Below are 25989 nucleotides of genomic sequence, written 5' to 3' on the forward strand. Positions count from 1 at the left end.
GGTGTTCGCACCACTTTCCGTTACACTAGGCAGCTTTACTTCCGGCTATTTGCTGGTGTTATTGTGCTTTTTCGAGGTGCCTCTTGATCGACGTGTTAAATGCCTGGTGGGCCCAACAGCTGGTGCTGTGTGATTGGGCGTTTACTCCTCATCCGCTGGCGGTCGATGCAGGAGCGGCAGAGCAGCGCCTGCTACAACTGGGCATTACCAATCGAGGCGAGCTGGCCGAACAGCTCTTCCACGGGCTGGGGGCTCCCGCAGGTAGCGCTGACCGTTTGCTAGGCGCTTTGGAATGGGCCGCGTTGGCGGGAGCGGCTGGCTGGTTAGAGGCTGACCAAGCCCGTCATTGGGCGCACCACCTAACCCGCCGCATCACCAGTGATTACAGCGACCTACGTGCCTGGCTAGCAGACCTGCGCCGTGCGTTAGGTGCGCGGGGCTGGGAAGTGGGGGCCGATGACCGTTTTATTGACGCTTGCCAAGCGCTGGCCAAGCTTGAAACCGATGGCGAAGGGGTTACCTGGGATACGCTTGAAAATGCCCTGGCTGAACTGCCGGCTCCCGCTTCGCTATGGCCCCAGCAGCCCGAAGCGCAGAGCTGGCGGCTATGCGCGCTGTTCCGGCCGGTTATTGTCTATCCCGCCAGCCAAACCGACTGGCCCGAGGCCACCGAATGGCTGGCCCACGTGTGGGATGTCCATGACCGTGACGCGCTAATAGGCGTGATGCTTTGGCTAGGCGCTCAAGGCGAGCGCCAGCGCTGGGATATCGAAGCACGCGAATTGCTCAGTATGGACAACGCCCAACGCATGGAGTGGCAGCGTAGCGTTGTGGAAGATTCGCCCTATGCGCCGGTGCTGAATAAGTTCGTCACTCAAGGCGAGCCCCTGGAGTGGGCGGCTTGGGATTGGCTACGGATTGTGGAACTTGCCTGGGCTGGCGCCTGCTGTGGCTTGCTGAGCCAGGAAGAGGCTGATGACTTAGCGGGGCACGCCGCTGATTTACTCAGTCGGCGCTACCACGACTGGTATGCCGTGCTGAATGCGTACGGGCGCGGGCAGAGTCTGTTTGATGGCATTGACCGGCGGGGTAAAACACCCAGCGAGCGGCATCAGTTGTTGCTGCACAGCGCCCATAGCCCTTGGAATAGCCCCTGGAAATGCTCCCCAGGGGAGCTATTGGATGAGCCTACACGCAAGGCATCTCAAGCGCGCATTCGGCAGTGGCGCAATACGCCCCATCACTGGTTGTTGGCGCTGGCCAGCGTACGCGAACCGGATGCCATGCTGCGCCAGATAGCCCCCTCCGCGGCGCTGCCGGAAGAGCAGCGTGCCGATGCGGCGCTCTATTTGCAGGAGTCACTTGGCTTACATGCCGATGAAGGCGCTCATGCACTGGCGCGCTACTGGTTACCCGCTCAGGCGCACCATCTTAATCAGTTGGCGGCCGACGCCGTGCATGGCGTTTTGCCCCCCTCGCAAAGCTGGTTTGGTCAGCCGACCCCGGAAGAGCTTAAGCAGCGCAACGCGGTTAAAGGGGTAAGCCGCCATGCGGCGACGATCCATATGGCCGAAAAATTCGCCTTCTATCTGCATATGTCCCTCGACAGCGGCTTATTCGATCGCGCGCCGTTAATGGAGTATGCCAGCGCACTGCGAAGCTGCCTGTGCCGTTTTTACCCCAATGCCAAGCGGCTGTTGGAAGCCTGGTTCGCTTGGGAGAGCTGTCTGCCCGAGCCTGAGCACGCCTCGCTGGTAAATGAAATTATTTGGCACATTGAAGATCCCGGTAGTCTGTTTCACTGGCTGGATTGGCGTCATGACGCCTGGCGTGAACCGGGTAGCCGCCCCACCTTGAGTCACTTCACCGCTATGTCGCTGGTGGGCCCGTTGAACAGTGCCGTATGGAGTGAGCCCCAGCCTGAGAGTGCCCGTGAGTGCGCCGAGATTCGCGAGTGGGTGGAGAGCCACTACCACTTGAGCAACGCAGGCGATATGCAGGAGTTTTTGACCTACATGCTCGAATCGGGGGATCGTCAGGAGTATCAGATTAACTACGCGCCCTATACCCTCAATACTGAGCGCTTAAGCGCTGAAATCGCCATTCTTGAATCCGGCGACTGTGCTGAAGATGAACGCCACCACCTGCTTCGCTTACGTCGTGTGCGCGACAACGAAGATGGCTGTAATGAGGTGGATATGGCGGCCTGGGATATTGCCCAGCTGGTCGATTTGGCCATTGCCGCGCGGCAGTTAAACTGGCTGGATAGTGCTGCTTTCGCTAAGGTGTTGGATCGTGCTTACCAACTGGCGGCAGATCACTATGCCGGATGGCAGGAGTACGCCATGGGGATGTACGCAGGCTTCTCGTTTTTTATGGGCGAAACCCCAGAGCGAGAAAGCTTTTTAGCTGGTTTTCGTCAGGCGCTGGTGGCCTGGATATGCGGCGCGCCGGTTTTGGCTGGCCCATGGGTGAGCTTGGATTTTCCGGGCAATAAACCACGCCATTTTGCGCCACTGCATATTGATACCTTACCGGGCGATCAGCGCACATTACATTGATGCTCGCCAAACATATGATAATTAGCTTATAGTCGTGCTTAGAAAAAATGAGTTTTGTCATACCGCCCTCTTATTAATGTCACGAGGTTAATCGCATGGTTGCGTCGCCACGCCCCGCTGTGACCGCTGTCCGTGTCGTAAGTGTCTGTTTTTTAGTTACATTGTTCGCTGGCTGTGCAGGTTCAGCGCGACAAAACAATATTCAGGCCCCCGAGAATTACTTTTCAATGACGTTGCCGGGAATGGGGGCGAACCCGCAAATGTCCCCGGTTGATCCCATCGATGCGCATTTGCGCAGCTTGCAAGTACCGCCGCCAACAGTGGTTCGCGAGGCGCTGATGGCGCAACACCAGCGCTGGGCAGGAACGCCTTACCGAATTGGCGGCACCTCAGAAAGAGGCATCGACTGTTCGGCCTTGGTTCGCAATGTTTACCGTGACACCTTTAATTTAGAGCTTCCGCGCTCCACCCGTGGTCAAGTACACGAGGGACGCCCGATCGACCGCCAAGAGCTGCAGGCGGGCGATCTGGTGTTCTTCCGACCGCCGGGTCGTTATAACCATGTGGGTATCTACGTGGGCGATGGGTATTTTCTCCACGCCTCGACCTCAAAAGGGGTCATTATCTCCAGCCTGAATAATAGTTACTGGCAGCGCTACTACTGGCAGTCACGTCGCGCGCTGGAGCCAACGCATCTGGCCCAGCTGGGTGGCAGCGTTTTCCAGTAGCCAGATCGAACACGTTTTAGGAACGGCATGATTGAAGCCAAATCGCGCGCCTGGTGGCGCGCCACCTTGGCGCTTTGCCTCGGCTCATTTCTTGTTTTTATCAATTTATACGCACCACAGCCGCTGCTGCCGGGGTTAAAGGAGACCTACCAGGTCTCGACCTTAGGTGTCAGCCTGCTCATGTCGGTGTCAACTCTCTCCTTAGCCATTGCGCTGTTGGTCTTTGGGCCACTCTCGGATGCCATTGGTCGCGAAGGCATAATGCGCATTACTCTGCTGCTTGCAGGCGGCTGTTCTATTGCCTTGGCATTCGCCCCCACCTTTGAAAGCTTGCTGTTTTTGCGCCTGGTGCAGGGCTTTGTGCTGGGCGGGCTGCCAGCGGTGGCGATCGCCTGGATGGGCGATGAGTTTGAGAAGCCTGCGCTGTTAAGCGCTGTAGGACTCTATATTGGCGCTAATTCACTTGGCGGAATCAGTGGGCGTATCGTCGGTGGCGGCGCCGCTGAAATTGGCGGCCCCACGGCGGCATTTCTAGCGGTCGGCATTATGACGCTAATTGGCTGTGGAGTGTTTTGGCGCCTGTTGCCCAATAGCCGCGCCTTTACTCCCCAGCGCTTTGAGCTGCGCAAAGCGGCAAGCGATTTAGTCAATCATTTGCGTAACCCGGTGCTACTCGCTGCTTATTGCCTGGGGGGTATCAACTTCCTGATTTTTATCAATCAATACAGCTATATCACCTTTCGTTGGCGGCAGCGCCGTATCAATTAGCCGCCAGTGGTCTGGGCTGATTTTTTTGACCTATCTCGGCGGCCCTTCGGTTCGATGATTTCCGGGCGCCTGGCTGGGCGGTTTTCTCCCGCAGCGTGCATGATGGTGGGGGTGGTGATTTTAATGCTGGGCACGGCGATTACCTTAGCGGATTCGCTGCTGCTGATTATCGTCGGTTTAACCGTTAATGCCTTTGGCTTTTTCCTGGCCCATTCGTTGGCCTCCAGCTGGGTAGGGCGCTATGCCCAGGGCGCGCGGGGCAGCGCTTCGGCGCTCTACCTGGTGTTTTACTATGTGGGAGCCAGTTTGGGCGGCTTCTGGCTGGAGCCGTTCTGGCGCTGGGCCGGGTGGTCTGGCGTGAGCGTCGGTTCGTGGCTACTGCTGAGTATCACGCTGCTAATTGCTTTCGGCCTATGGCGCTTTGAGCGTCGCCAGCCTAAGCCGGTCGTGAGCTAAAGCTGCCTCTCACAAGTGGCTCCGTCAGGCTGGGAATTGATTGTGGGAGGGCGCTTCAGCGCGCGAAAGGTGCCGAAGGCACCCCTTAGTCTGATGAGGCTGGAAGCTCGAACGGTCGCGAGCTAAAGCTACCTCCCACAGGTGTTGCTATCAGGCTGGTAGAGGTAACTTCATACTGAGTGGCGAGGAGCCATTTTATTCAGTTGACCATGGCTTCAGCTGCCCTTCGCTTAAGTGCAAGCGCTGTGGGCAAAGTCGTTCCAGTAGGGCGGTGTCGTGGCTAATCACCAGCACGCCCAGCTGGCGTTGTTCCGCCTCCCGTTTTAATGCCTGCCAAAGCTCAACCTGGGTAATGGGGTCGAGCATGGTGGATATCTCATCGGCGACGAGAAAGCGTACTCCCGGCGCGAGCGCGCGCAACACGCATACCCGCTGTAATTCTCCCCCTGATAACGATTGAGGGAAGCGCGACAGCCATTTTGCTTGTACGCCAAACGCTTGGCACTGTGCGTCAGAAGGCGTCCAGGCTTCGCGCAGTATCTTACCTACCCGCCAGCGTGGATTCACCGCTAGCTCCGGCGATTGCGGTAGCCACTGCACGGGCTGCACACCGCTTTTGGGTAGCGCCTCGCCATCCAGGGTGACATCACCTTCCAGGGGCGCTAAGTAGCCCGCCAGCAGTTGGCCTAGCGTCGATTTACCCGCCCCCGAGTCGCCGCTTAACCCTAGCCACTGACCCGCGCACAGCGTTAGCGAAATGTTCTGAAGTAGCGGTACCTTGGGGGCAAAGTGAAAACTCAGCTGGCGTGCTTTAAGCAACGTGCGCCTCCTGTTCACGCCGGCTTATGGCAGTCGTTGCAAAAGCGTTGTCCGGCAGCGCCAGCCACAATGCCTGTGAATAAGCGTTGAGAAGCGTAGATCCGATGCCTTGAAAGGCGCAGGCGGGCGCAGTTTCGACCAGCTTGCCGCCACGCATAATGGTGACGCGGTCGGCGATTGGCAGCGCATGGCGCAGGTCGTGGGTAATCAGAATCACGCTTTTGCCCTGGTTGGCCAGTTCGCGCAGCGCATCCAGCACCCGCTGACGCTGGTGAGGGTCAAGGCCTACGCTGGGTTCATCGGCAATCACCAGTTTGGCTTGGCTGACATGGGCCATGGACGTCAACACGCGCCGGGCCATGCCGCCGGATAGCTCGTGAGCATAGGCCTGCTGTGCGCGGGCATCTAGCTGATAGTGATCAAGGGCTTGTTGGGAGGCGTGCCAAGCATGTGCTGATGGCTGGCCTGCCCGCTGGGCCGCCCAGGTCACCTGGCGCTGAGTACGCACCAGCGGATCTAAGGCGCTTAGTGATTGGGGGATCAGCGCCAGCTCTCGGCCGCGAAGCTGGCGTTGGCGTGACGCGTTAAGCGGTTTGCCTTGATAGTAAAGCTGGCCGTTTAAGCGTGCAGGTGTTGGCAGTAAACCCATAATGGCATAAGCCAATAGGCTTTTTCCGGCACCGGAGGCGCCCACCACTGCATGAACCTCGCCAGGGAACACCGTTAGTGAAAATTCATCCAGGCAGGTGGCCCAGTCGCGCTTCCACCAGGAGGTATACAGAGGTAGCTGTAGCGATAATTGATCAATTGTTAACACGGTAGGCCTCCCATCAATAGTTTTACAGCCAGTGGTTTTTACAGCCAATGGTTTCTGAAAAGCGCTAAAGCGCACGGCGTAGGTGGCTTGAGAGGCGCTCGAAACCCAGCACCATCAGTAACAGCCCCAAGCCGGGAAATACTCCCAGCCACCAGTAACCGCCGCTTAAGTAGCGCATGGCATCGGCCAGTAATACGCCAATAGCGGGCTGACTGGGGCTTAAACCAAAGCCCAAAAAGGTCAATGCGGCTTCGTGGAGAATTGCGTGGGGAAACAGCAGTAACGCGCCGACCAGGCAATGGGGAATAAGATGGGGGAGCAGGTGGCCGTGGAGCACAAACCAGCGCGATTTACCTAGAGCGCGGGAGATGCGCACATAGGGCGCCTGCCGCAATTGCCACAGCTCGGCACGCAGCACCCGGGCTAGGCTTGGCCAGTGAGTCACCGCAACGGCAATAATCACTGCCTGGGTACCGCCACCCAGGGCAAAAGCGATCAGCATTAATAAAATCAAATGAGGCACGCTAAGCAGCGTATCAATCAGCAAACTAACCAGTGCGTCCAGCCGCGCTGACAGCGTGGCTATCGCTGCCAGGCTCAAGGCAATCAGCGTGCTCAGTAGCGCCGCCAAGCAGCCCACCCAGAAGCTTAGTGCCAGCCCCGCCAGAGTGCGCGCCCAGAGTTCACGGCCCAGCGCGTCGGTGCCCAACCAGTGGTCAACGCTGGGCGGTGCCAGGCGGGCGTCAAACTGCATCTGTTGCGGTGAATCACCCAGCAGCCACTGGCTAGCGACTAGTCCCATGACCAGCAGGGCAGTGGCACCCAGGCTGAAGGCGGCACGAAGGCGCGGTTGAGCCTGACTCATAAACCACTTGCCTTAATGCGCGGGTCAATAACGCCATACAGGCTATCGGCGATCATATTGCCGACGCTGACAAACAGGGCGGTAAAGAGTGCGATGCCCAGCAGCAGTGGGACGTCACTGCGCAGGCCCGCCGCCACTGTGGCTTGACCTAAGCCGGGGTAGGCAAATACCTGCTCGATTAAAATGGAGCCGCCAAACAGTTCGCCCAGTGAGGCAAACGCTAGCGTAATCGCCGGTACACTGGCATGGCGAAGACCGTGACGCCAAGCCACATCAAGACGGCTGGCGCCCTGAGCAAAGGCGTGGGTAGCAACGTCGGAGCGCATTAGCTCAAGCATGCGGGTGCGGGTGTGCAGGGTGATACTGGCGATGCCCAGCAGTGCCAGGGTAGCCACTGGCAGCAGTAAATGGTGCAACCGTGTGGCGAGGGTGACTTCCTGGTTTAACGCCCCGGCGGGGCCTGCGCAGCAGGTGGGTGTCCATCCCAGGGTTACCGAAAATAGCAGCACCGCAAGTATCGCCAGCCAAAAGGCGGGCGTGGAGGCGGTAATAAAGGCGTAGGTGCTGATGATGTTATCCAGCTTGGAGCCCTCTTTGGCACCCGCCACAACCCCGAGGCTAAACCCCACCAGCGCAGAGAGTAGCCAGGCACTGCCCAGTAGCGCAATGGAGCGCTGAAAGCGCTGAGCGATTACCTCACTGACCGGCTGGTTGTATACGTGGCTCCAGCCTAAGTCACCACTGACTAACTGGCGCAGCCAGTGGCCAAATTGAACGGCAGCTGACTCATCAAACCCCCAGCGTTGGGCAATCAGTGCGCGCTGCTCTGGGCTCACTTGGGCCATTTGTGGGCCTAGGTAGGCATCAACGGGGTCAATGGGGGCGGCCATCATAAGCCCATACGACACCAGGGCGACGCAGGTTAATACCAGCGCCAGGCGAGCCACGCGCTTGGCGATAGGCGCAATTAGTCGCACGTCCAGCGCCACTCAAGCAGGTTGGCGGTGATTGGCCAGCCGTGGCCGTGGGGCGCTACACCTAGATCTCCGACATCTAAGCAGGTATTGGTAAAATAGACATGCTCAAGATTGACCAGCCAGGCCCAGCTACTATCGCCGCGTACTCCGTAGCCGGTGGTGCCGTCCCACTGCGCTGCCTGCCACTCGCGGTTGGCTTGCTCAAGGCTAGACGCCGCCTGGGCGGCGTCCAAGTGGGCATCCACCTCTGGATTAGCGTAGAAACCACTGTTGTAGAAACCGTTGCCCGCATGCTGACTGTGGAAGAGGTAGTAAACTTCCTGGGGGCTATGGCTGCCAAAACCGAACATAATGGCATCCTGGTGCAGTGCTTCGCGCTGGATTTCGTCCCAGTGACGGCCGGTGGGTTGTATCTCAATTCCCAGTGGACGAACCATCTCGGCACTGACTTCCGCAAGCAGCTGTCGGGTGGTATCGCTGGAGGGGTAGGTAAGTCGAAAGCTAGCGGGCAGGCCACCTTTATAGCGCAGGCCATCATCGCGTAGCTGCCAGCCTGCGGCATCGAGTATCTCCTCCCCCGGTCAAGGTCGGGCGCGGCAAGGCGTTCATCGCTATCGCTCCAGGGGAGGCCGTCCGCCGGGCCAAAGGCGGGGCGCCCATAACCGTGCAGTGCCACTTCCACTAGCGTATCGCGGTCAACCGCAAGGTTGATCGCCTGACGTATAGCAATATCTGCCGTCACATTGTTACCAATCGGCGCGCCGGAGGCGGCGTGTTCGCCATTGGCAGGCTGCATGGGAAAAAGAATGCCGCGATTATCGACACTCTCCATAATCACCCGCTGCATATGTGCTGGCACATTGGCCGCCAGGGCAGGAGGAACCGAGGCGATATCCACTTGGCCAGCATGGGCGGCACTTCGCGTGGCGTCTTCACCGGTAAAGAGAAATACCAGCCGTTCAAAAGCAGGCGTAGGGCCATAGAAGTAAGGATTACGCTCAACAATTAGCTGCTCGCCTTCCTGCCACTCTACCAACTGATAGGGCCCAGACCCCAGGGGATGGCGGCCATACTGATCACTGTAGCCGTTATCACGCTCGGCGTGGGGCACAACGCCCAGTGTCAGCAACTGGTCGATAAAGGTAATGCGCGGGGCCTTCAGGCGGAGCGAAACAGTGTGCTTACCCAGCGCGGTTGCTTTAGCCAGGGCGCTAAGATCCGCTCGCCCGCCCGCCTGGGCCGCCGCATTAAAAGTATAAGCCACATCTTCAGCGGTCAGCGGTGTGCCGTCGGCAAAGCGGGCGTCCTCGCGAAGTGTAAGTGTCCAGGTCAGGCGGTCTTCAGAAAGCCACCACTCAGTGGCCAGCTCTGGCTGCGGCGCAAGATCCTTGCCCCGTGAGAGTAGCGTCGACTGAAACAGTGGATTGCCATACTGCCCCCAGCCCAGCAGTGGGTCGAAACCCTGTTCGGGTTCGCCGCCAATGGCAAGTACCAGCTGTTCTTTTGCCTGCACAGTGGAGGCTACGACTAAACAACTTAGCGCAATACCCAGTAAGATGGGCCGAGTTGGTTTAGTCATCGCTTTATCCTTTATGCTGTTAGCGTCACTAGTATGATGTTTTTACAATAACATCATACTACCGGTGGTGGCAGCGCATGCAAAGTTAATCAGTACAGGGGGCGTGAATGCAGCGTGTAACGGTAACGCTTGATGAGGAGCTGGTGGCAGAAGTGGATGCGTTGATGCGCGAGCGCGGCTATCAAAACCGCTCAGAGGCGATTCGCGATTTGACCCGCAGCGGCTTAAAACAGGCGAGAGAAGAGGCTGCACCTGACTCGCCCTGCATGGGCGCGCTGGTGTATGTCTATGATCATGCCGCTCGGGAGCTGTCCAAGCGTTTAACGCGTCACTCCCATGACCATCATGACCTGACGCTTTCGACCCTGCATGTACATATCAACCATGACAGTTGCCTGGAAGTGGCGCTGCTCAAAGGCCAGGGGCGGGCGCTCAAACAATTTGCTGCTGAAGTCACTTCGTCGCGCAGCGTGCGTCATGGGCAGTTAGTGCTGATACCTGACGAGTAGGCATAAAAAAGGTGACCCTGAGGTCACCTTTTCTGATCGGTAGCGCGAGCGTCTTAGTGCTCAACGCCGCCTTCGCCGTGCACGTGGCCGTGCTCGACTTCTTCAGCACTTGCTTCCCGTACTTCAGCGATCTCAACATCAAAGTTGAGCTGCTGGCCGGCCAGCGGGTGGTTGCCATCGACAACGACCGTATCGCCTTCGACTTTCTTGACGGTCACCATCAGAGGGCCGCCTTGAGTCTGGGCTTGGAACTGCATACCCGGCTCAATGCTTTCAACGCCCTGGAACGCGTCGCGGGGTACTTCTTGCATCAGCTGCTCTTGCAGCTCGCCATAACCCTCTTCAGGGGATACGGCAACGTTCAGCTTCTCGCCTGCTGCACGACCTTCCAGCTCTTTTTCAAGACCCGGAATAATGTTACCAGCGCCGTGGAGGTAGGTAAGCGGCTCACGGCCTTCGGAACTGTCTAGCACTTCACCTGCATCGTTGGTCAGGGTGTAGTGAAACGCGACAACCGAGTTTTGCGCAATTTGCATGGAATAACCTTTCGGTGAGTGCATGTCCCAATATGGTAACGCGTGTGCGCCGGCTTGTCAGGGGGTAGCGACGCTTTTTCCTACTCACCACTTTCGGCGGTATTGCGCGTCAGGGTGACCAGGGATACCCTACAACCATCATTTTTTCCTTTGCCCTATCACTTTTGGAGCATGTAATGACGATCTTGATTATTTGGCTTATCGCTTTTTGCCTGATTGCTTATTTTGTCTATCAGCGCTGGAATAGCGGCGTTAGCGAGGGGTTAGATAAGGTGTTGCCCGGTTTTTTGAAAAGCCATGGCGACAATCGCTATCTATGGGTGATTACGCTGGCAGTGTTGGGGGCCACCACCCTGGTGCAGCCGGTTGAAATGCTGCTGGTCGTCATCCTGCTTGCCCTGATTGGCTGGGCAATCATGGCGCTGGCTAAATGGGCTGGGAATAAAACCCATCACTAAGCTGTTCGCGATAAAATAAAAAGCCCGGTCCTCTCATTTGATGGCCGGGCTTTTTTGATACTTAAGCGCTAGATTAACGCTCTCGATTAATAGGGGGCCACGCTCATGTTGGCGCCATTGCCAATCAAACGCACACGCTGGCCGGCTTGGAACTGGCGATCCGCACGCTGAACGACAACCACGTCGGTACCGTCATCGCGACGAATTTCCATCTCCAGCGCATTAACGCGGTTAGTCGCATCTTCAGCGGCCGTACCTGCCACAGCGCCGCCCAGGGCGCCTGCCACAGTCGCCAACTGACGACCAGAGCCACCGCCGACTTGGCTACCCAGAAGACCGCCGATAACCGCGCCACCGCCGCTACCTAAAAGGCCGCCGGCACGGCTTTCCGCTTGGATCTGCACCGGGCGAACCGCCACGATAGTGCCGTAAGTAACACTTTGACTGGTTTTGGCTTGGCTGCCGCGATAGACATCACCAGAGTAGCCAGACGTATTGGCACAGCCTGCCAGCGTGAGAATGCTCAGTGCTACAACAGGTAGAAGAAGACGTTTCATTAAAACCTCCAGAGTGTCTATTTTTATAGCTGTCATCCATTGGCCTGTTATCCATATAGCGCTCATAACTGGGCAGGCACAGAGTAGATGCAGTTATAGAACAGTGTTCGTTAAAGATAGCCGATGCTAACGGCTTTGACCAGCGTTCATGAAAAAAGATCAAAGTTGGTAGAGCAGTCGCCAAAAAAAGCTTAACCAAGAGTTTAACAGCGTATTAAGAAAACAGTGTGCAAATACGTATAACCAAGCAAAAACAGGAGACCCGAAGGCCTCCTGTTGCAGGGGGACATAGTGAACTATGGTGTTGAAACCTGCTAATTAGCCAAACTGGTTCATGGTGTTGTCTTTGCCACCGGCTTTGAGGGCGGCATCGCCGTGGAAGAACTCTTTATGGTCATCACCGATATTGGAGCCTGCCATATCCTGGTGGCGAACGGTTGCAATCCCTTGGCGAATTTCCTGACGCTGTACGCCTTTCACGTAAGCCAGCATCCCTTCATCGCCGAAGTAGCCTTTCGCTAAGTTGTCGGTGGACAGGGCAGCCGTGTGGTAAGTTGGCAGCGTGATCAGGTGGTGGAAGATGCCCGCTTCGCGAGACGAGTCACGCTGGAAATTGCGTGTCCACTCATCGGCCAACTGGCCAAGTTCGGTCTCGTCGTACTCTGCGCTCATCAGCTTGTCACGCTGGTAAGCGGAAACGTCTTTACCCTCTTCCTGCCATGCATCGAACACCTGCTGGCGGAAGTTGAGCGTCCAGTTGAACGACGGAGAGTTGTTATAGACCAGTTTGGCATCCGGCACGACCTGGCGAATGCGGTTGACCATGCTGGCGATCTGGCCAACGTGGGGCTTCTCGGTTTCGATCCACAGTAGGTCGGCGCCGTTTTGCAAGCTGGTGATGCAGTCCAGTATAACGCGGTCTTCGCCGGTACCGGGTTTAAACTGGTAGAGGCCCGAAGCGAGGCGCTTGGGTTTAACCAGTTTGCCGTTCTGCTTGATGACCACATCGCCGTTGTTGATATCGGCGGCGTTTTCAATCACATCGCCGTCCAAAAAGCTGTTGTACTGGTCGCCGAGATCGCCTGGCTCGTTGGTAACGGCAATTTTTTGCGTCAAACCTGCGCCGAGTGAGTCGGTACGCGCGACGATAACGCCATCTTCAATGCCGAGTTCCAAAAAGGCGTAACGTACGGCGTTGATTTTGGCCAGGAAGTCCTCGTGGGGCACAGTAACTTTACCGTCCTGGTGACCACACTGCTTCTCATCAGAGACCTGGTTTTCCAACTGGATGCAGCAGGCGCCCGCTTGAATAAACTTCTTGGCTAACAGGTAGGTGGCTTCTGCATTACCAAAGCCAGCGTCGATATCAGCAATAATCGGTACGATATGAGTTGCGTAGTTATCGATTTTACCGATCAGTTCCTGCTCTTTTGATTTGTCGCCAGCCTCTTTGGCTTCATCGAGGGCGCGGAACAAGTGGTTAAGCTCCCAGGCATCGGCTTGTTTTAGAAAGGTATAGAGCTCTTCGATCAGGTTCGCGACGGAGGTTTTTTCGTGCATCGACTGGTCGGGCAGCGGGCCGAACTCGGAGCGTAGCGCGGCAACCATCCAGCCGGAAAGGTAGAGGTAGCTACGTTTGGTGGTGCCAAAGTGCTTCTTGATCGAGATTAGCTTCTGTTGACCAATGAAGCCGTGCCAGCAACCTAGCGACTGGGTGTACTGGGCGGTATCGGCATCATAGGCGGCCATATCTTCGCGCATGATCTTGGCGGTGTAACGCGCAATATCCAGGCCGGTGTGAAAGCGGTTCTGTGCACGCATGCGAGCGGCATACTCAGGTTTGATGGTTTCCCACTTGCCGCCTTGAGCTTCGCGTAGTTGGGCCATGGCTTTGATATCGTCGAGCAGTCCTGTCATGAGCTTATCCTCTTCGGGCTGGATAGTGTTTCGCAAATCAGCTTTTGCTTATGCTGCACCTGCGAAGTTGTATTTAGCATTATTGATTTTCGTGATTGTGTCTCTAGGTCAATCGTCTCTCATGCAAACGTCTTGAAAGCTGGAAGCAGTAACGCTAGAGACCTCAGCTACAGCGTTGAGCTTGATGGATTGACCCAATCCGCTTAACGCTGCAATGCAATAACTATCCACGAGGATGGCGCCTTCAACAATTGACACTTGGGGGCAGAGGCCGTTGTAACCCGACGACAGGGAGGTAGAGGAAGGGAGGGTTTGTGTAGTCGTTTTTCGTCAAGATGGCGGCAAGAGCGCATAAAAAAGCACTGCCGAGGCAGTGCTAGAGATCAATCAAGAGGGCTTGTTAATCGAGCGAAAGCGTCATTTCTCGATGAGGGATGCCTGCATCCAGAAACTCATCGCCATGGGCGATAAAGCCTAGACGCTCATAGAACGCCAGTGCGTGTACCTGGGCACTCAGGGCCACTTGGGAGTGGCCCGCATGGCGTGCCGCTTCAATCGCGGCCTGCATCAGCAGTACACCAATACCGGTGCCGCGGGCATTAGCGAGTACGGCGACGCGGCCTATATGCCCGTCGGGCAGCAGTCGTGCGGTGCCTACCGGCTGCTGATCAAGCATGGCGAGAAAGTGCTGGCACGCCGGATCCAGGCCATCCCACTCCTCATCCTGGGGCACGCTCTGTTCTTCAATAAATACCTTGCGGCGGATCTCGCTGGCCGTTGGGCCCAGCGTTTCCCAACTGCCAGTGCTAATGTGGGTAATCGCCATTAATACTCCTCGTCGTCATCACCTTCATCACTCATAAAGCCGAGGCTGCCGGTATTGACCAACTGGGTGATGAGCGCAGTTGCGCCGTCAAGCTCAAGGTCTTCGGCGTAGAGAGGGGTGGTGTCGGCTAGGCGTTTGGCTAATTCAGTTGAACAGGCGTGGCCGTCACCATCCACAAATAGCGTGGTACCGCTGGCATCGCGACGCCAGGCAAAGCGTGAGCCAGGCATATGGTAGAGCGGCTCCCCCTCTTGTAGTTGAGCAACAAGCGCCTCTTCGTCCAACGGTGTTTCAAGCGGTACCACTTGATCGACATATTTTGGCTGAGTCATCACCCGGCCAAACCACTGGGCAATCTGAGTAGGGTTATCCAGCGTCGACATAATCAGCTGACGCATACGCTCAACGGCTGCGTCGTCCAGTTCACCGACCTGCTGAGCAGGCGCCATGCCCGCATCGCTGTAACGCTGAGAGGCAGGCAACTGCTCACCCAAATAGTCGGCGTAGGAGGTGATCGCCTCATCGGCCGAAGGAGCGCGAAAGCCAACTGAAATGGTCATGCAGTCATCGCTTTGGCTAACGCCGTGATGCGCCCAGCCGGGAGGGAGATAAAGCATGTCGCCGGGGTCAAGCACCCAGTCGGAGTCGGGCTCTACGGTGAATTCTTTCAGGATGCGGAGATCGATACCTTGGATGATCGGCGCATCTTCCGTGAGCTTGCCGCCCAGCTGCCAGCGGCGGTGGCCGCTGGCCTGGAGTAAAAAGACATCGTACTGATCGATGTGCGCACCCACATTTCCGCCAGGAGGTGCGTAGCTGATCATCACGTCATCGAGCCGCCAACGAGGTAGGAAGTCAAACTCATTCATTAGCGCAGCCACCGATGGAACATAGTGGTCAACCGCTTGCACCAGAAGGCTCCAGTTTTTTTCCGGGAGCCGTTCAAAAGTGGCTTCATCGAAGGGGCCGTGGGAGACCTGCCAAGGGCCATCCGGGCCCTCCTCTTCAACCAAACGCGCCTCTACGCCAGGCTCGCAGGCGAGTCCAGCCAGCTCATCGGCTTCAATCGGGCTGATGAAGTCGGGCATGGCGCCACGAATCAGCAGCGGCTTTTGCTGCCAATAATTGGCCAGAAAGTCTGCAGCGGTAAGATCGCCCAGCAGTGTTAGCGGCTTATCGTGATGGTTCATGGCGTGTCCTGGTGTAGTGGTCGCAGTAACGTTGGTCACAGCAAGTTGGTCACAACAAATGGGTTACAGAGAGTTTAACTGATGTGTCAGTGCTTCGGCTTGCGCCTGGGCATTACCAATATAGTTGGCCGGTGAGAGCGCCTTCAATTCGGTTTTGACCTCGCTGGGCAGTTCAAGGGTATCAATAAACGCCGCAAAGCCTGCTTGGTCAATACGTTTGCCACGAGTCAGTTGCTTGAGTTTTTCATAGGGCTTTTCAATACCGTAACGGCGCATCACCGTTTGAATCGGCTCGGCGAGCACTTCCCAGCTGTTATCCAGATCAGCATCTAAACGCTCAGGGTTGGCTTCAAGCTTGCTGATGCCTTTGAGGCTGGCGTGGTAAGCAATCAACCCATATGCCAAGCCTACGCCAAGGTTACGCAGCACGGTGGAGTCAGTCAGGTCGCGCTGCCAGCGGGAGATCGGCAGCTTTTGCGCAAGGTGGCTAAGCACAGCGTTGGCCAGGCCCAGGTTGCCCTCGGAGTTTTCAAAATCAATCGGGTTGACTTTATGTGGCATGGTCGAGGAGCCAATTTCGCCCTCAACCGTGCGCTGCTTAAAGTAGCCCAGTGAGATATAGCCCCAAACGTCGCGATCGAAGTCGATCAGGATCGTATTGAAGCGGCAAATGGCGTCAAACAGTTCGGCGATATAGTCGTGGGGCTCGATCTGGGTAGTGTAAGGGTTAAAAGTCAGCCCTAAGCCTTCCACAAAGGTACGCGCATTGGCCTCCCAATCGATCTCCGGGTAGGTGGTCAGGTGGGCGTTATAGTTGCCCACAGCGCCATTGATTTTGCCGAGCACTTCCACCGCTTCGATCTGCTTCAGCTGGCGCTTAAGGCGGTACGCCACGTTGGCCATCTCTTTGCCCAGCGTGGTCGGGGTGGCGGTTTGACCGTGAGTACGCGACAGCATCGGCTGGGCGGCGTGGGCAATGGCTAGCTTGGCAATGTCATCGGCAACCTCGTGCATGGTGGGCAGCATGGCGTTCAGGCCGTCGCTGAGCATTACGCCGTAAGAGAGGTTGTTGATATCTTCGCTGGTGCAGGCAAAGTGAATAAATTCGGTGACCGCATGCAGCTCGGTTTGGCCTGCAATCTTCTCTTTTAGGAAGTACTCAACCGCTTTGACGTCGTGATTGGTGGTGCGCTCGATCTCTTTGATGCGTTCGGCATCCGCGATAGAAAACTCACGAATCAATTGCTCAAGGAACGCGGTAGCCTCAGCAGATAAGCGCGGTACCTCGGTAATCTGAGCATGCTCAGCCAGGCGCTGTAGCCAGCGAACCTCCACAATCACACGGGCGCGAATAAGGCCGAATTCACTGAAGTGTTCGCGCAGGGCGGCGGCTTTGGAGGCGTAGCGGCCGTCGACGGGGGAGGGGCGGTCAAAGCGGAGAGTTGCATGGCATCGTTTCCAGGAGGTTCGAAAGAAAATTAGTCGAGAGCAAGTTAATTGAAAAGACGTCGATCGAGAACAGAGTAGCCGTCTAGTTGAGGCTATCCAGTGCCCGGCGTAGCGCTTTACGCTGGAATACCAGTTTCCAGCGGCGACCGCCTTGCTGGTGCCACAATAATCCAAAGCGAATCCCCGCCATTAAGCAAGCGCGTACACGCTCAGGCATCATGCGGCTCTGCAGCAGTGATGGATCCCTTGCACCACAATGCGGGTTTTAAAGGTGGATATCGTTTCTTGGTACGCTTCCCCAAGACTGGCCACCACGTTTTCATGGGTAGTGCCAAAGTGCTCGGCTTGACCCTGAATGCGGGTTAATTTTTGGCCCAGTGAATCCATCATGTCGTTATTGGTACGCAGCTTATTCATTAGCATCAGCAGCGAAAAACCGTAGCGCAACACCACCGGGTTCGCCTGCTTACGCCCCACCAGGGCTTCTAAGGTATCCAGGCCGCGGCGCAGATTATTGGGGTGCCCGCCATAAATCGCCTCGAAGCTTTCCGGGTTAGTATCCACAGTGGCCTCAATCAGCGTTTCCCAGGCGCGGGTGTCGACCTGCCCGGTGCGAGCCAGCTCATCGACCAGGCTGGCGGCTTGAAAGACGCCAGCAAGGGCAAGTGCTTGGCGGACTGCCGGAGAATCGGGGGCGCGATGAATCGGGGTAGGATTCATGCAGCAGCCTCCGCGGCTTTCTTCCAGGTAGCGCGAATAACGCCGCGCCCAAGCATATGTCGCCATCGTAAAGCACCAACGACTGGCCAGGGGTGACCGCCCACTGCGGGTCGTCAAACGTGACCTCAACGCCACCGTCGGGCAGCGCGCGCATTTCACAGCCGCAGTCGCTTTGCCGATAGCGTGTTTTGGCGGTAAAGCGCCCCTGCTGAACCGGCGGCTCACCCGCCACCCAATCCATGGCCTCTGTGACCAAGGTATCGGAGTAGAGCAACTGGTCATGCTTACCCTGCACCGCGATCAGTACATTGCGATCAAGATCTTTTGCCGCCACGTACCAGGGGTCTTCGGAGTAGTTGGCAAGCCCGCCAATGCCTAGACCCTGGCGCTGGCCCAGGGTGTAGTACATCAGCCCCATATGTTTGCCGATGACATCGCCATCCGGCGTTTCAATGGTACCGGGCTGGGCGGGCAGGTACTGCTGGAGGAAATCGCGAAACCGGCGCTCGCCGATAAAGCAGATGCCGGTGGAGTCTTTTTTCTTAGCGGTGATCAAATCGTGCTGTTCTGCAAGCGCGCGTACGGCGGGCTTTTCCAGCTCACCTACGGGGAACAGAGTACGGGCAATGGCGGCTTCTGGCACTGCATGCAGGAAGTAGCTTTGATCTTTATTGCTATCCAGGCCTTTCAGCAGGCGCGGGCGAACATCGCCATCGCCTTGGCTAACATGCCCTTTACGAACATAGTGACCAGTGGCGATTTTGTCGGCTCCGAGCATTTCAGCGTACTCAAGGAAGACCTTAAATTTGATCTCCCGGTTACACAGAATATCCGGGTTGGGCGTGCGGCCCGCTTTGTATTCGGCTAAAAAGTGCTCGAATACATTATCCCAATACTCGGCGGCAAAGTTAGCGGTGTGCAGTTTAATGCCCAGTTTGGCGCAGACCGCCTCGGCGTCGGCGAGATCCTCTTTGGCCGTGCAATATTCGGTTCCGTCGTCTTCATCCCAGTTTTTCATAAACAGGCCTTCGACCTCATAGCCTTGTTGCATGAGGAGAAGGGCCGAAACGGACGAGTCGACGCCGCCGGACATACCGACAATCACTTTGCCATTAGCGGCTGTGGCGGATGACTCAGTGGTGGATGAGCCTGGCGTAGTTGGTTCAGTGGATGACATGGGCATCCTCAGTTGAAGTAGGGTGCAAATAAGCAGTGTGCAGTTGGGCGAGGATTATACACGATGGGGGGTAATGGCTTCGAGTGCTTCACTCGCGAATCACCGACAGGGGATAGCCAGGCCCGCTGAGTGCATCCTCGATACGTTTGAGTACCAGCGGGCTGCGTAGGCGCGCCTGCTGATCTAACGACCGTATTTGCTCAATGGTAAGCCAGTGGGTGGCAAAGATATCCGGGTCGAGGGGGAGGTCGAGTTGATGAAGCGGCGCAGCAATAAAGCCGTGGCTGTGAAACGTTTGCCCTTCGTCGGTATGAAATACGTATAAACCCAGATATCCGGTGAGCGATACCTGCCATGCAGTCTCTTCCAGTACCTCGCGCAGAATGGCCGCTATGGGACCTTCGCCGGGTTCAATATGCCCAGCGGGCTGGTTAAACACACTTTGCGGGCCGCCACGCTGCTCTTCTACCATCAAAAAGCGCTCGCCCTGCTGGATGACGCAGGCCGCCGTGCTGCGAATAAGGCTCATCAGGGGTTCCTGCGTTTTGTGGTGGGCCGCCTACGCTGATCTTTTCGCGGAGCAATCCGTCGCTGACTTGGGGGCGTATTCGTCGGTCTGGGCGCGTGTAGGGCTTCTTTGCGCCATTCGCCAGGTGCCAAACCATCCAGCCGCCAGGGGCCGATAGCTACGCGAATCAAGCGCAGGGTGGGGTAGCCGACATGAGCAGTCATACGGCGAACCTGGCGGTTACGGCCTTCGCTTATGGTTAGCTCCAGCCAGCTAGTCGAGGGGTGGCGTTTGGGGTCGATGGGAGGGTGGCGTGGTGCGGTCGTAGGCGGATCTATTCTGTGCGCTTTGGCCGGCTGCGTTGGGCCATCTTTCAGCGCAATGCCTTGGCGCAACGCCTTCAATGCCGTGTCATCGATTTGCCCTTCCACCTGGGCCCAGTAGGTTTTGGGCTGCTTATGGCGCGGATGAGAAATGCGGTGAATCAGCTCGCCATCATCGCTGAGCAGCAGTAGGCCTTCAGAGTCGTAGTCAAGTCGTCCTGCGGGGTAAATATCTTTCACATCGACATAATGCGCCAGGGTTTGCCGCCCCTCACGGTCGCTGAATTGGCTCAGTACCTGGAAAGGCTTATGCAGTAAATAAAGGTTGCTCATGACTTCTCGTTGCCCCTTTTACTTTCTATTCGCTCTCAGGAATGGGTATGTCGACAATGCGCACGGCGGGCAGCGCTGGTATACTCCGGCTACCTGATGGGGCGCCCATCGTTGAGCTCGCGCTCCGCTCAAGATTTCTTGCCATCGCAGCGAAAAGAGAGAGGTTAACGCAAAAATGACCAAAACGCCGAAGATCATCTATACGCTCACTGACGAAGCGCCCGCGCTCGCGACGCACTCCCTACTGCCGATTATCGATGCCTTTACCGATTCTGCCGGCATTCAGGTAGAGACCCGCGATATTTCCCTGGCCGCTCGCATCATTGCTCAGTTCCCTGACTATCTGAGCGAAGAGCAACGGATCGGCGATCACCTGGCGGAGCTTGGCGAACTGACCAAGACCCCAGAAGCTAACATTATCAAATTGCCCAACATTAGCGCCTCTCTGCCTCAGCTAAAGGCGGTGATTAAAGAGTTGCAGCAGCAGGGTTACAAACTTCCTGACTACCCTGAAGCGCCTCAAAGCGATGAAGAGAAAGACATTCAGGCGCGCTACGACAAAACTAAAGGCAGCGCCGTTAACCCGGTGTTGCGTGAAGGTAACTCGGATCGCCGCGCTCCGCTGTCGGTCAAGAATTACGCCCGCAAATATCCCCACCGCATGGGTGAGTGGAGCAGCGACTCCAAGTCCCATGTGGCGCATATGAGTGGAGGCGATTTCTACGGCAGCGAGAAGTCCGCGCTGATTGAAAAAGCCACCGATCTCAAGATCGAGCTGGTCGCTAAAGACGGCAGCACCACGGTGCTCAAGCAGAAAACCTCGGTACTGGAAGGCGAAGTCGTCGACGCTGCGGTCATGAGCCGTAACGCGCTGCGTCGTTTTGTGGCCGACGAAGTCGCTGACGCAAAAGCCAAAGACGTGCTGTTCTCGCTGCACCTTAAAGCGACCATGATGAAGGTCTCTGACCCGATCATGTTCGGTATGGTGGTCAGCGAGTTTTATCAGGACGTGCTGAGTAAGCACGCAGATGACCTCCAGCAGGCGGGCTTCGACCCCAATAACGGTATCGGCGATCTCTATTCGGCCATTAAGTCACTGCCGGAAGAGCGCCAGACCCAGATTGAGGATGAGATTCAAGCACTTTATGCCGAGCGCCCGCGTTTGGCGATGGTGAACTCCCATAAAGGGATCACCAACCTGCACGTGCCCAGCGATGTGATTATCGATGCTTCCATGCCGGCGATGATCCGCGACTCCGGTAAAATGTGGGGCGCCGACGACCAACTGCACGACGTCAAAGCCGTCATTCCTGATCGTTGCTACGCCGGTATCTATCAAACGGTCATCGACGATTGCAAACAGCACGGTGCCTTTGATCCGACGACTATGGGTAGCGTACCCAATGTAGGTTTGATGGCCCAGAAAGCTGAAGAATACGGCTCCCACGATAAGACCTTCCAGATTCCTACCGACGGTACCGTACGTGTCACCGATACCAGCGGCAATGTAGTGCTTGAGCACAGCGTTGAGCAGGGCGACATTTGGCGGATGTGCCAGACCAAGGATGCTCCGGTTCGCGATTGGGTGAAGTTGGCGGTTAATCGTGCCCGCGAAAGCGGAACGCCGGCTATCTTCTGGCTGGACGCCCAGCGCGCCCACGATGCTCAACTGATCAAGAAAGTCGAGAGCTACTTAAAAGAGCACGATACCACTGGCCTGGATATTCGTATCATGACGCCAGAGGAGGCCATGCGCTTCTCTCTGGAGCGTATCCGCAAGGGCGAAGACACTATCTCCGTCACTGGTAACGTACTGCGCGACTATCTGACTGACCTGTTCCCGATTATGGAGCTCGGCACCAGCGCCAAGATGCTCTCAATCGTACCATTGATGAATGGCGGTGGCTTGTTTGAGACCGGCGCTGGCGGCTCTGCTCCCAAGCACGTTCAGCAGTTGCTGGAAGAGAACCATCTGCGTTGGGACTCGCTGGGCGAGTTTTTGGCCCTGGCGGCATCCCTTGAACACCTGGGCAGCACCTTCGATAACGCTCGGGCAAAAATGCTGGCCAAAGCGCTTGATCAGGCGAACGGCAAGTTCCTGGATAGCAACAAGTCGCCGTCGCGCAAAGTGGGTGAGCTGGACAATCGCGGCAGCCACTTTTATTTGGCGCTATACTGGGCTGAAGCGTTGGCAGAGCAGAGCGAAGATAGCGAAATGCAGACGCTGTTCAAACGCTTGGCTGACGCGCTAACGGCCAAAGAAGCGACCATTGTCGATGAGTTGAACAGCGTTCAGGGCCAGCCTGCGGATATTGGTGGCTACTTCCACCCGGATCACGAGCTGACGGCTAAGGTGATGCGCCCCAGCCAGACTCTCAACGAAACGCTTGCCATGGTCGCAAAAGGCTAATAGAGACCGCCTGTGATTAGGCTGAATGACCCCCGTCCGCTTGGCGGGCGGGGGTTTTGCATTGCACTCGCTATTGCGCTCTGTAATATTTTAAGTTTTCCATGAACCCTTGCTGATCGAAAGCGTCTTACGTTTAGGCTAATAAGCTATAGTAGTTAAGAAATTATAGTAGTTAAGAGGCTACAGTTAAGAAACTACACTAGTGAATTGGCGATGTGAGGTCTGATAAACGCTTCCATCGGTCAGTGTCGAGACAACCAACCGTGCAGCTTATGCCCAACCAAGATAGTTCATACTTGACCGTGTTACCCGTAAAAGCGGGGATGACGCGGCCAGATATGCCCGATGAAGATGGTGATATAGCGGTACAGTCAGCAGAACCGGCGCTGGCGCAACCACCGCTTTATAAGGTAGTGCTTCACAACGACGATTACACGCCGATGGAATTTGTCATTGAAGTGCTGCAAGATTTTTTAACATGGACAGCGAGACGGCCGTTCAGGTCATGCTCGCCGTACATACCCAAGGAAAGGGCACTTGTGGCGTGTTTACGCGCGATATAGCCGAAACAAAAAGCTATCAGGTAAATGAATATGCCCGTGAGTGTGAGCACCCGTTGATAAGTGATATTGAGGCCGCCAATTAAAAGCGTTGAGAAATAATTGGTGGTGAGGCTTGCAACCGTGCCATTTGTACCCGATGTTGAGAGTGCCGGTCGACTAAATTGATCCGACGCAAGCCCTAGGTGGCGACACGCCCTAGGTAGTAGCGAAAAGGGGACTGCCATGCTGAGCAAAGAACTTGAAATGACCCTGAACACGGCCTTCACCGTGGCGCGCTCAAAGCGCCATGAGTTTATGACCGTTGAGCACCTGCTGCTAGCGTTGCTAGATAATGCCTCAGCGGTAGACGTACTGAAGGCCTGCGGGGCTAACCTCGACAAGCTGCGGTCCGATCTGCAGGATTTTATTAACTCGACTACGCCACTGATTCCAGAAGGCCAGGGTGATCGTGAGACCCAGCCCACGCTTGGTTTTCAGCGTGTTTTACAACGGGCGGTCTTCCACGTTCAGTCATCTGGCAAAAGCGAAGTGTCCGGTGCCAATGTGTTGGTGGCGATCTTTTCCGAGCAGGAGAGTCAGGCGGTATACTTCCTTAAGCAGCAGAACGTTGCGCGGGTCGATGCAGTCAACTACATCGCCCATGGTATCTCCAAAGTGGCCGGTCACGGGCCGTCTCCCTCGCCTTCTTCACCTGAGAGTGAAGACGCGGAGGAGGGTGGCAGTGAGGGCGCTGCGCATCCGCTCACTGGTTACGCTACCAATCTCAATGAACAGGCACGGCTGGGTAAAATTGATCCGCTGATTGGCCGCGACCACGAGCTTGAGCGCGTGGTACAAATTCTGGCCCGTCGGCGCAAAAACAACCCGTTGTTAGTCGGTGAGGCGGGTGTAGGTAAAACCGCAGTGGCCGAAGGCCTTGCCAAGCGTATCGTCGAAGAAGACGTTCCCGATGTTATTGCCGATGCAGTGGTCTACTCGCTGGACATGGGCGCGCTACTGGCCGGTACCAAGTACCGTGGTGATTTTGAAAAACGCCTCAAAAGCCTGCTGAGCGAACTACGCAAGCAGCCTAACGCTGTGCTATTCATTGATGAGATTCACACGGTGATTGGTGCAGGTGCCGCCTCTGGTGGCGTGATGGATGCGTCCAATCTGCTCAAGCCGCTGCTTTCTTCGGGCGAATTGCGCTGCATTGGTTCGACTACGTTCCAGGAGTTCCGCGGCATCTTTGAGAAAGATCGTGCTCTGGCACGGCGCTTCCAGAAGGTGGATGTGATGGCACCGTCGGTGGAAGACACCATCAAAATCCTCAAAGGGTTGCGTTCACGTTTTGAAGAGCACCACGAACTTAAGTACACCGATGGTGCGCTTGAAAGTGCCGCACGCTTAGCGGATCGCTACATCAATGACCGCTTCCTGCCCGACAAAGCGATTGACGTGATTGACGAGGCAGGGGCTCACCAGCGTCTATTGCCGCCAGAAGTGCGCGCCAAGACGATCGATGTCGAGCAAGTGGAAGCCGTGGTAGCGTCCATTGCACGTATCCCACCGAAGAGTGTTTCAAGCTCCGACCGCAAGCTGCTCGAGAAGCTGGATCGTGACCTGAAGATGCTGGTGTTCGGTCAGGATGAGGCGATTGATAGTCTCTCTGCGGCTATTAAGCTGTCCCGGGCCGGGCTTAAATCTCCCGATAAGCCCGTTGGTAGCTTCCTGTTTGCAGGTCCCACCGGTGTGGGTAAAACCGAAGTGGCCAAACAGCTGGCGCATATCATGGGTATTGAACTGGTGCGCTTTGATATGTCCGAGTATATGGAGCGCCATACCGTATCGCGCCTGATTGGTGCGCCTCCAGGCTATGTCGGTTACGACCAGGGTGGTCTACTGACTGAAGCGGTGACCAAGCAGCCGCACTGCGTGTTGTTGTTGGACGAGATTGAGAAAGCGCACCCGGAAGTCTTTAACCTGCTGCTGCAGGTCATGGATCATGGCCGCTTAACGGACAACAACGGGCGTGAAGCGGACTTCCGTCACGTTATCGTGATTATGACCTCTAACGCTGGTGCGGAGCAGGCGTCGCGTCGCTCCATTGGCTTCCAGCACCAGGATCACTCCACCGATGCCATGGAAGTGATCCGCCGTACCTTTTCACCGGAGTTCCGCAACCGCCTGGACGGTATTATTCAGTTCCACTCGCTGCCGGTCTCGGTGGTGCGCAATGTGGTCGACAAGTTCTTGATCGAGCTACAGGCGCAGTTGGATGAGAAGCGTGTTCAGCTGGATGTAGACGACATGGCGCGGGATTGGCTGGCCGATAAAGGCTACGATCCTGACATGGGTGCACGCCCAATGGCGCGCCTCATACAAGAGAAGCTGAAGAAGCCATTAGCCGAAATGATTCTGTTCGGAGAACTGGCTGATCAGGGCGGTATTGTCCACGTTAGCCTGGAGGAGGGCGAGTTGCACCTTTCCACAGAGACTGAGATGGCAGATGCGCCCTGAAAAGGGCGCTAAGCCGTGCTAAAAGCTATCTTTCTAATACTCATGCTATATGCATAAAAACGCAGCGCCCTGTCATCGACGGGGCGTTGTCGTTTTTAGTGAACCGCCATTGACGCTGATCGGCGCTGTCGTTAAAGGACAGTCTAGCTGGAGCAGTTAAAATCAGCCGAGCGCGTTAATGGTGTAACGACTTAGCGCGAGCGGTAAACGATACGGCCTTTAGACAGGTCGTAAGGTGTCAGCTCAACTTTTACCTTGTCGCCGGTCAGAATGCGGATATAGTTTTTGCGCATTTTGCCGGAGATATGAGCGGTAACAACGTGACCGTTTTCCAGCTCAACCCGAAACATGGTATTCGGAAGGGTATCGACGATAACGCCTTCCATTTCAATATGATCTTCGCGTGCCATATAGGCATGTCCTCACTGATGAGTTAGTAATGTC

Annotated in this window: 19 protein-coding genes and 5 pseudogenes; 8 read left to right on the forward strand and 16 right to left on the reverse strand. The window is 56.3% G+C overall.

Annotated elements, in window-relative coordinates; translation table 11 throughout:
* Positions 1-83 precede the first annotated feature (83 nt).
* The 3 genes and pseudogenes from FDY98_RS06895 (at position 84) to FDY98_RS06905 (ending at position 4513) form a co-directional block, all read left to right on the forward strand.
* On the forward strand, positions 84-2561 hold the full coding sequence (locus tag FDY98_RS06895; protein ID WP_009287314.1) for a DUF1266 domain-containing protein: 2478 nt from the start codon (positions 84-86) through the stop codon (positions 2559-2561).
* A 95-nt stretch (positions 2562-2656) separates the two neighbouring features.
* Positions 2657-3289, forward strand: a complete 633-nt coding sequence (locus FDY98_RS06900; protein ID WP_009287315.1) for a C40 family peptidase — start codon at positions 2657-2659, stop codon at positions 3287-3289.
* A 27-nt stretch (positions 3290-3316) separates the two neighbouring features.
* Positions 3317-4513 (forward strand): annotated as a pseudogene (locus FDY98_RS06905) (MFS transporter).
* A gap of 195 nt (positions 4514-4708) precedes the next feature.
* Here the strand turns inward: FDY98_RS06905 and FDY98_RS06910 are convergent.
* The 5 genes from FDY98_RS06910 to FDY98_RS06930 all read right to left on the reverse strand — a co-directional run bounded on the left by FDY98_RS06910 (position 4709) and on the right by FDY98_RS06930 (position 9570).
* Positions 4709-5332, reverse strand: a complete 624-nt coding sequence (locus FDY98_RS06910; protein ID WP_027959694.1) for an ABC transporter ATP-binding protein — start codon at positions 5330-5332, stop codon at positions 4709-4711.
* Positions 5325-6149 (reverse strand): ATP-binding cassette domain-containing protein, encoded by an 825-nt coding sequence (locus tag FDY98_RS06915; protein ID WP_027959693.1) that lies wholly within the window; start codon positions 6147-6149, stop codon positions 5325-5327. The genes FDY98_RS06910 and FDY98_RS06915 overlap by 8 nt, the downstream gene beginning before the upstream one ends.
* A 64-nt stretch (positions 6150-6213) precedes the next feature.
* Positions 6214-7014 (reverse strand): ABC transporter permease, encoded by an 801-nt coding sequence (locus FDY98_RS06920; RefSeq protein ID WP_027959692.1) that lies wholly within the window; start codon positions 7012-7014, stop codon positions 6214-6216.
* Positions 7011-7991, reverse strand: a complete 981-nt coding sequence (locus FDY98_RS06925) for an ABC transporter permease (RefSeq protein ID WP_035538523.1) — start codon at positions 7989-7991, stop codon at positions 7011-7013. Before FDY98_RS06925 ends, FDY98_RS06920 begins: the two co-directional genes overlap by 4 nt.
* Positions 7992-8067: 76 nt before the next feature.
* A complete protein-coding gene (locus FDY98_RS06930) occupies positions 8068-9570 on the reverse strand; it encodes an ABC transporter substrate-binding protein (protein WP_340146803.1) in 1503 nt (500 codons plus the stop codon).
* A 107-nt stretch (positions 9571-9677) separates the two neighbouring features.
* Between FDY98_RS06930 and nikR the strand changes: the two genes are divergently transcribed.
* Complete coding sequence (gene nikR / locus FDY98_RS06935) at positions 9678-10079, forward strand: nickel-responsive transcriptional regulator NikR (protein ID WP_027959689.1); 402 nt, start codon at positions 9678-9680, stop codon at positions 10077-10079.
* A 53-nt stretch (positions 10080-10132) separates the two neighbouring features.
* Here the strand turns inward: nikR and FDY98_RS06940 are convergent, their stop codons facing one another.
* Positions 10133-10615, reverse strand: coding sequence for an FKBP-type peptidyl-prolyl cis-trans isomerase (locus FDY98_RS06940; protein ID WP_022520436.1), 483 nt, complete (start codon positions 10613-10615; stop codon positions 10133-10135).
* Between the two features lie 176 nt (positions 10616-10791).
* Here FDY98_RS06940 and FDY98_RS06945 point away from each other — a divergent pair, with 176 nt between their 5' ends.
* Complete coding sequence (locus FDY98_RS06945; RefSeq protein ID WP_027959688.1) at positions 10792-11073, forward strand: hypothetical protein; 282 nt, start codon at positions 10792-10794, stop codon at positions 11071-11073.
* An 86-nt stretch (positions 11074-11159) separates the two neighbouring features.
* Here FDY98_RS06945 and FDY98_RS06950 read toward each other — a convergent pair whose 3' ends face one another.
* The 9 genes and pseudogenes from FDY98_RS06950 to FDY98_RS06990 form a co-directional block, all read right to left on the reverse strand.
* Complete coding sequence (locus FDY98_RS06950; protein WP_027959687.1) at positions 11160-11630, reverse strand: glycine zipper 2TM domain-containing protein; 471 nt, start codon at positions 11628-11630, stop codon at positions 11160-11162.
* A 318-nt stretch (positions 11631-11948) separates the two neighbouring features.
* Positions 11949-13547: an isocitrate lyase gene (locus FDY98_RS06955; protein WP_027959686.1), complete on the reverse strand. Its 1599-nt coding sequence runs from the start codon at positions 13545-13547 to the stop codon at positions 11949-11951.
* Positions 13548-13947: 400 nt separating this feature from the next.
* Positions 13948-14373: a GNAT family N-acetyltransferase gene (locus tag FDY98_RS06960; RefSeq protein ID WP_027959685.1), complete on the reverse strand. Its 426-nt coding sequence runs from the start codon at positions 14371-14373 to the stop codon at positions 13948-13950.
* On the reverse strand, positions 14373-15563 hold the full coding sequence (locus FDY98_RS06965; RefSeq protein ID WP_022520430.1) for a cupin domain-containing protein: 1191 nt from the start codon (positions 15561-15563) through the stop codon (positions 14373-14375). The genes FDY98_RS06960 and FDY98_RS06965 overlap by 1 nt, the downstream gene beginning before the upstream one ends.
* Before the next feature lie 63 nt (positions 15564-15626).
* Positions 15627-17011 (reverse strand): annotated as a pseudogene (gene purB / locus FDY98_RS06970) (adenylosuccinate lyase).
* A gap of 83 nt (positions 17012-17094) precedes the next feature.
* Positions 17095-17732 (reverse strand): annotated as a pseudogene (hflD, locus tag FDY98_RS06975) (high frequency lysogenization protein HflD).
* Positions 17729-18915 (reverse strand): annotated as a pseudogene (mnmA, locus tag FDY98_RS06980) (tRNA 2-thiouridine(34) synthase MnmA). The pseudogenes hflD and mnmA overlap by 4 nt, the downstream one beginning before the upstream one ends.
* Before the next feature lie 82 nt (positions 18916-18997).
* Positions 18998-19438: an NUDIX hydrolase gene (locus tag FDY98_RS06985; RefSeq protein ID WP_027959682.1), complete on the reverse strand. Its 441-nt coding sequence runs from the start codon at positions 19436-19438 to the stop codon at positions 18998-19000.
* A complete protein-coding gene (locus FDY98_RS06990; protein WP_027959681.1) occupies positions 19438-20073 on the reverse strand; it encodes a pseudouridine synthase in 636 nt (211 codons plus the stop codon). Before FDY98_RS06990 ends, FDY98_RS06985 begins: the two co-directional genes overlap by 1 nt.
* A 175-nt stretch (positions 20074-20248) precedes the next feature.
* On the opposite strand from FDY98_RS06990, the gene FDY98_RS06995 reads away from it, so the two are divergent.
* The 3 genes and pseudogenes from FDY98_RS06995 to clpA all read left to right on the forward strand — a co-directional run bounded on the left by FDY98_RS06995 (position 20249) and on the right by clpA (position 25545).
* A complete protein-coding gene (locus tag FDY98_RS06995) occupies positions 20249-22483 on the forward strand; it encodes an NADP-dependent isocitrate dehydrogenase (RefSeq protein WP_027959680.1) in 2235 nt (744 codons plus the stop codon).
* 338 nt (positions 22484-22821) lie between these two features.
* A pseudogene (gene clpS / locus FDY98_RS07000) lies at positions 22822-23129 on the forward strand (ATP-dependent Clp protease adapter ClpS).
* Positions 23130-23268: 139 nt separating this feature from the next.
* Positions 23269-25545 (forward strand): ATP-dependent Clp protease ATP-binding subunit ClpA, encoded by a 2277-nt coding sequence (clpA, locus tag FDY98_RS07005; RefSeq protein WP_022520422.1) that lies wholly within the window; start codon positions 23269-23271, stop codon positions 25543-25545.
* A 191-nt stretch (positions 25546-25736) separates the two neighbouring features.
* Here clpA and infA read toward each other — a convergent pair whose 3' ends face one another.
* Positions 25737-25955 (reverse strand): translation initiation factor IF-1, encoded by a 219-nt coding sequence (infA, locus tag FDY98_RS07010; RefSeq protein ID WP_007111068.1) that lies wholly within the window; start codon positions 25953-25955, stop codon positions 25737-25739.
* Positions 25956-25989 lie beyond the last annotated feature (34 nt).

The organism is Halomonas sp. PA16-9, assembly GCF_009728585.1.
Lineage (GTDB): Bacteria > Pseudomonadota > Gammaproteobacteria > Pseudomonadales > Halomonadaceae > Vreelandella > Vreelandella titanicae.

What these genes read in the sequence shown, in the direction of transcription:
- FDY98_RS06900 (WP_009287315.1), top strand. Translation starts at nt 2,657, where the DNA reads ATGGTTGCGTCGCCACGCCCCGCTGTGACCGCTGTCCGTGTCGTAAGT.
- FDY98_RS06920 (WP_027959692.1), bottom strand. Translation starts at nt 7,014, where the DNA reads ATGAGTCAGGCTCAACCGCGCCTTCGTGCCGCCTTCAGCCTGGGTGCC.
- FDY98_RS06930 (WP_340146803.1), bottom strand. Translation starts at nt 9,570, where the DNA reads ATGACTAAACCAACTCGGCCCATCTTACTGGGTATTGCGCTAAGTTGT.
- nikR (WP_027959689.1), top strand. Translation starts at nt 9,678, where the DNA reads ATGCAGCGTGTAACGGTAACGCTTGATGAGGAGCTGGTGGCAGAAGTG.
- FDY98_RS06940 (WP_022520436.1), bottom strand. Translation starts at nt 10,615, where the DNA reads ATGCAAATTGCGCAAAACTCGGTTGTCGCGTTTCACTACACCCTGACC.
- FDY98_RS06945 (WP_027959688.1), top strand. Translation starts at nt 10,792, where the DNA reads ATGACGATCTTGATTATTTGGCTTATCGCTTTTTGCCTGATTGCTTAT.
- FDY98_RS06950 (WP_027959687.1), bottom strand. Translation starts at nt 11,630, where the DNA reads ATGAAACGTCTTCTTCTACCTGTTGTAGCACTGAGCATTCTCACGCTG.
- FDY98_RS06955 (WP_027959686.1), bottom strand. Translation starts at nt 13,547, where the DNA reads ATGACAGGACTGCTCGACGATATCAAAGCCATGGCCCAACTACGCGAA.
- FDY98_RS06960 (WP_027959685.1), bottom strand. Translation starts at nt 14,373, where the DNA reads ATGGCGATTACCCACATTAGCACTGGCAGTTGGGAAACGCTGGGCCCA.
- FDY98_RS06965 (WP_022520430.1), bottom strand. Translation starts at nt 15,563, where the DNA reads ATGAACCATCACGATAAGCCGCTAACACTGCTGGGCGATCTTACCGCT.
- FDY98_RS06985 (WP_027959682.1), bottom strand. Translation starts at nt 19,438, where the DNA reads ATGAGCCTTATTCGCAGCACGGCGGCCTGCGTCATCCAGCAGGGCGAG.
- FDY98_RS06990 (WP_027959681.1), bottom strand. Translation starts at nt 20,073, where the DNA reads ATGAGCAACCTTTATTTACTGCATAAGCCTTTCCAGGTACTGAGCCAA.
- FDY98_RS06995 (WP_027959680.1), top strand. Translation starts at nt 20,249, where the DNA reads ATGACCAAAACGCCGAAGATCATCTATACGCTCACTGACGAAGCGCCC.
- clpA (WP_022520422.1), top strand. Translation starts at nt 23,269, where the DNA reads ATGCTGAGCAAAGAACTTGAAATGACCCTGAACACGGCCTTCACCGTG.
- infA (WP_007111068.1), bottom strand. Translation starts at nt 25,955, where the DNA reads ATGGCACGCGAAGATCATATTGAAATGGAAGGCGTTATCGTCGATACC.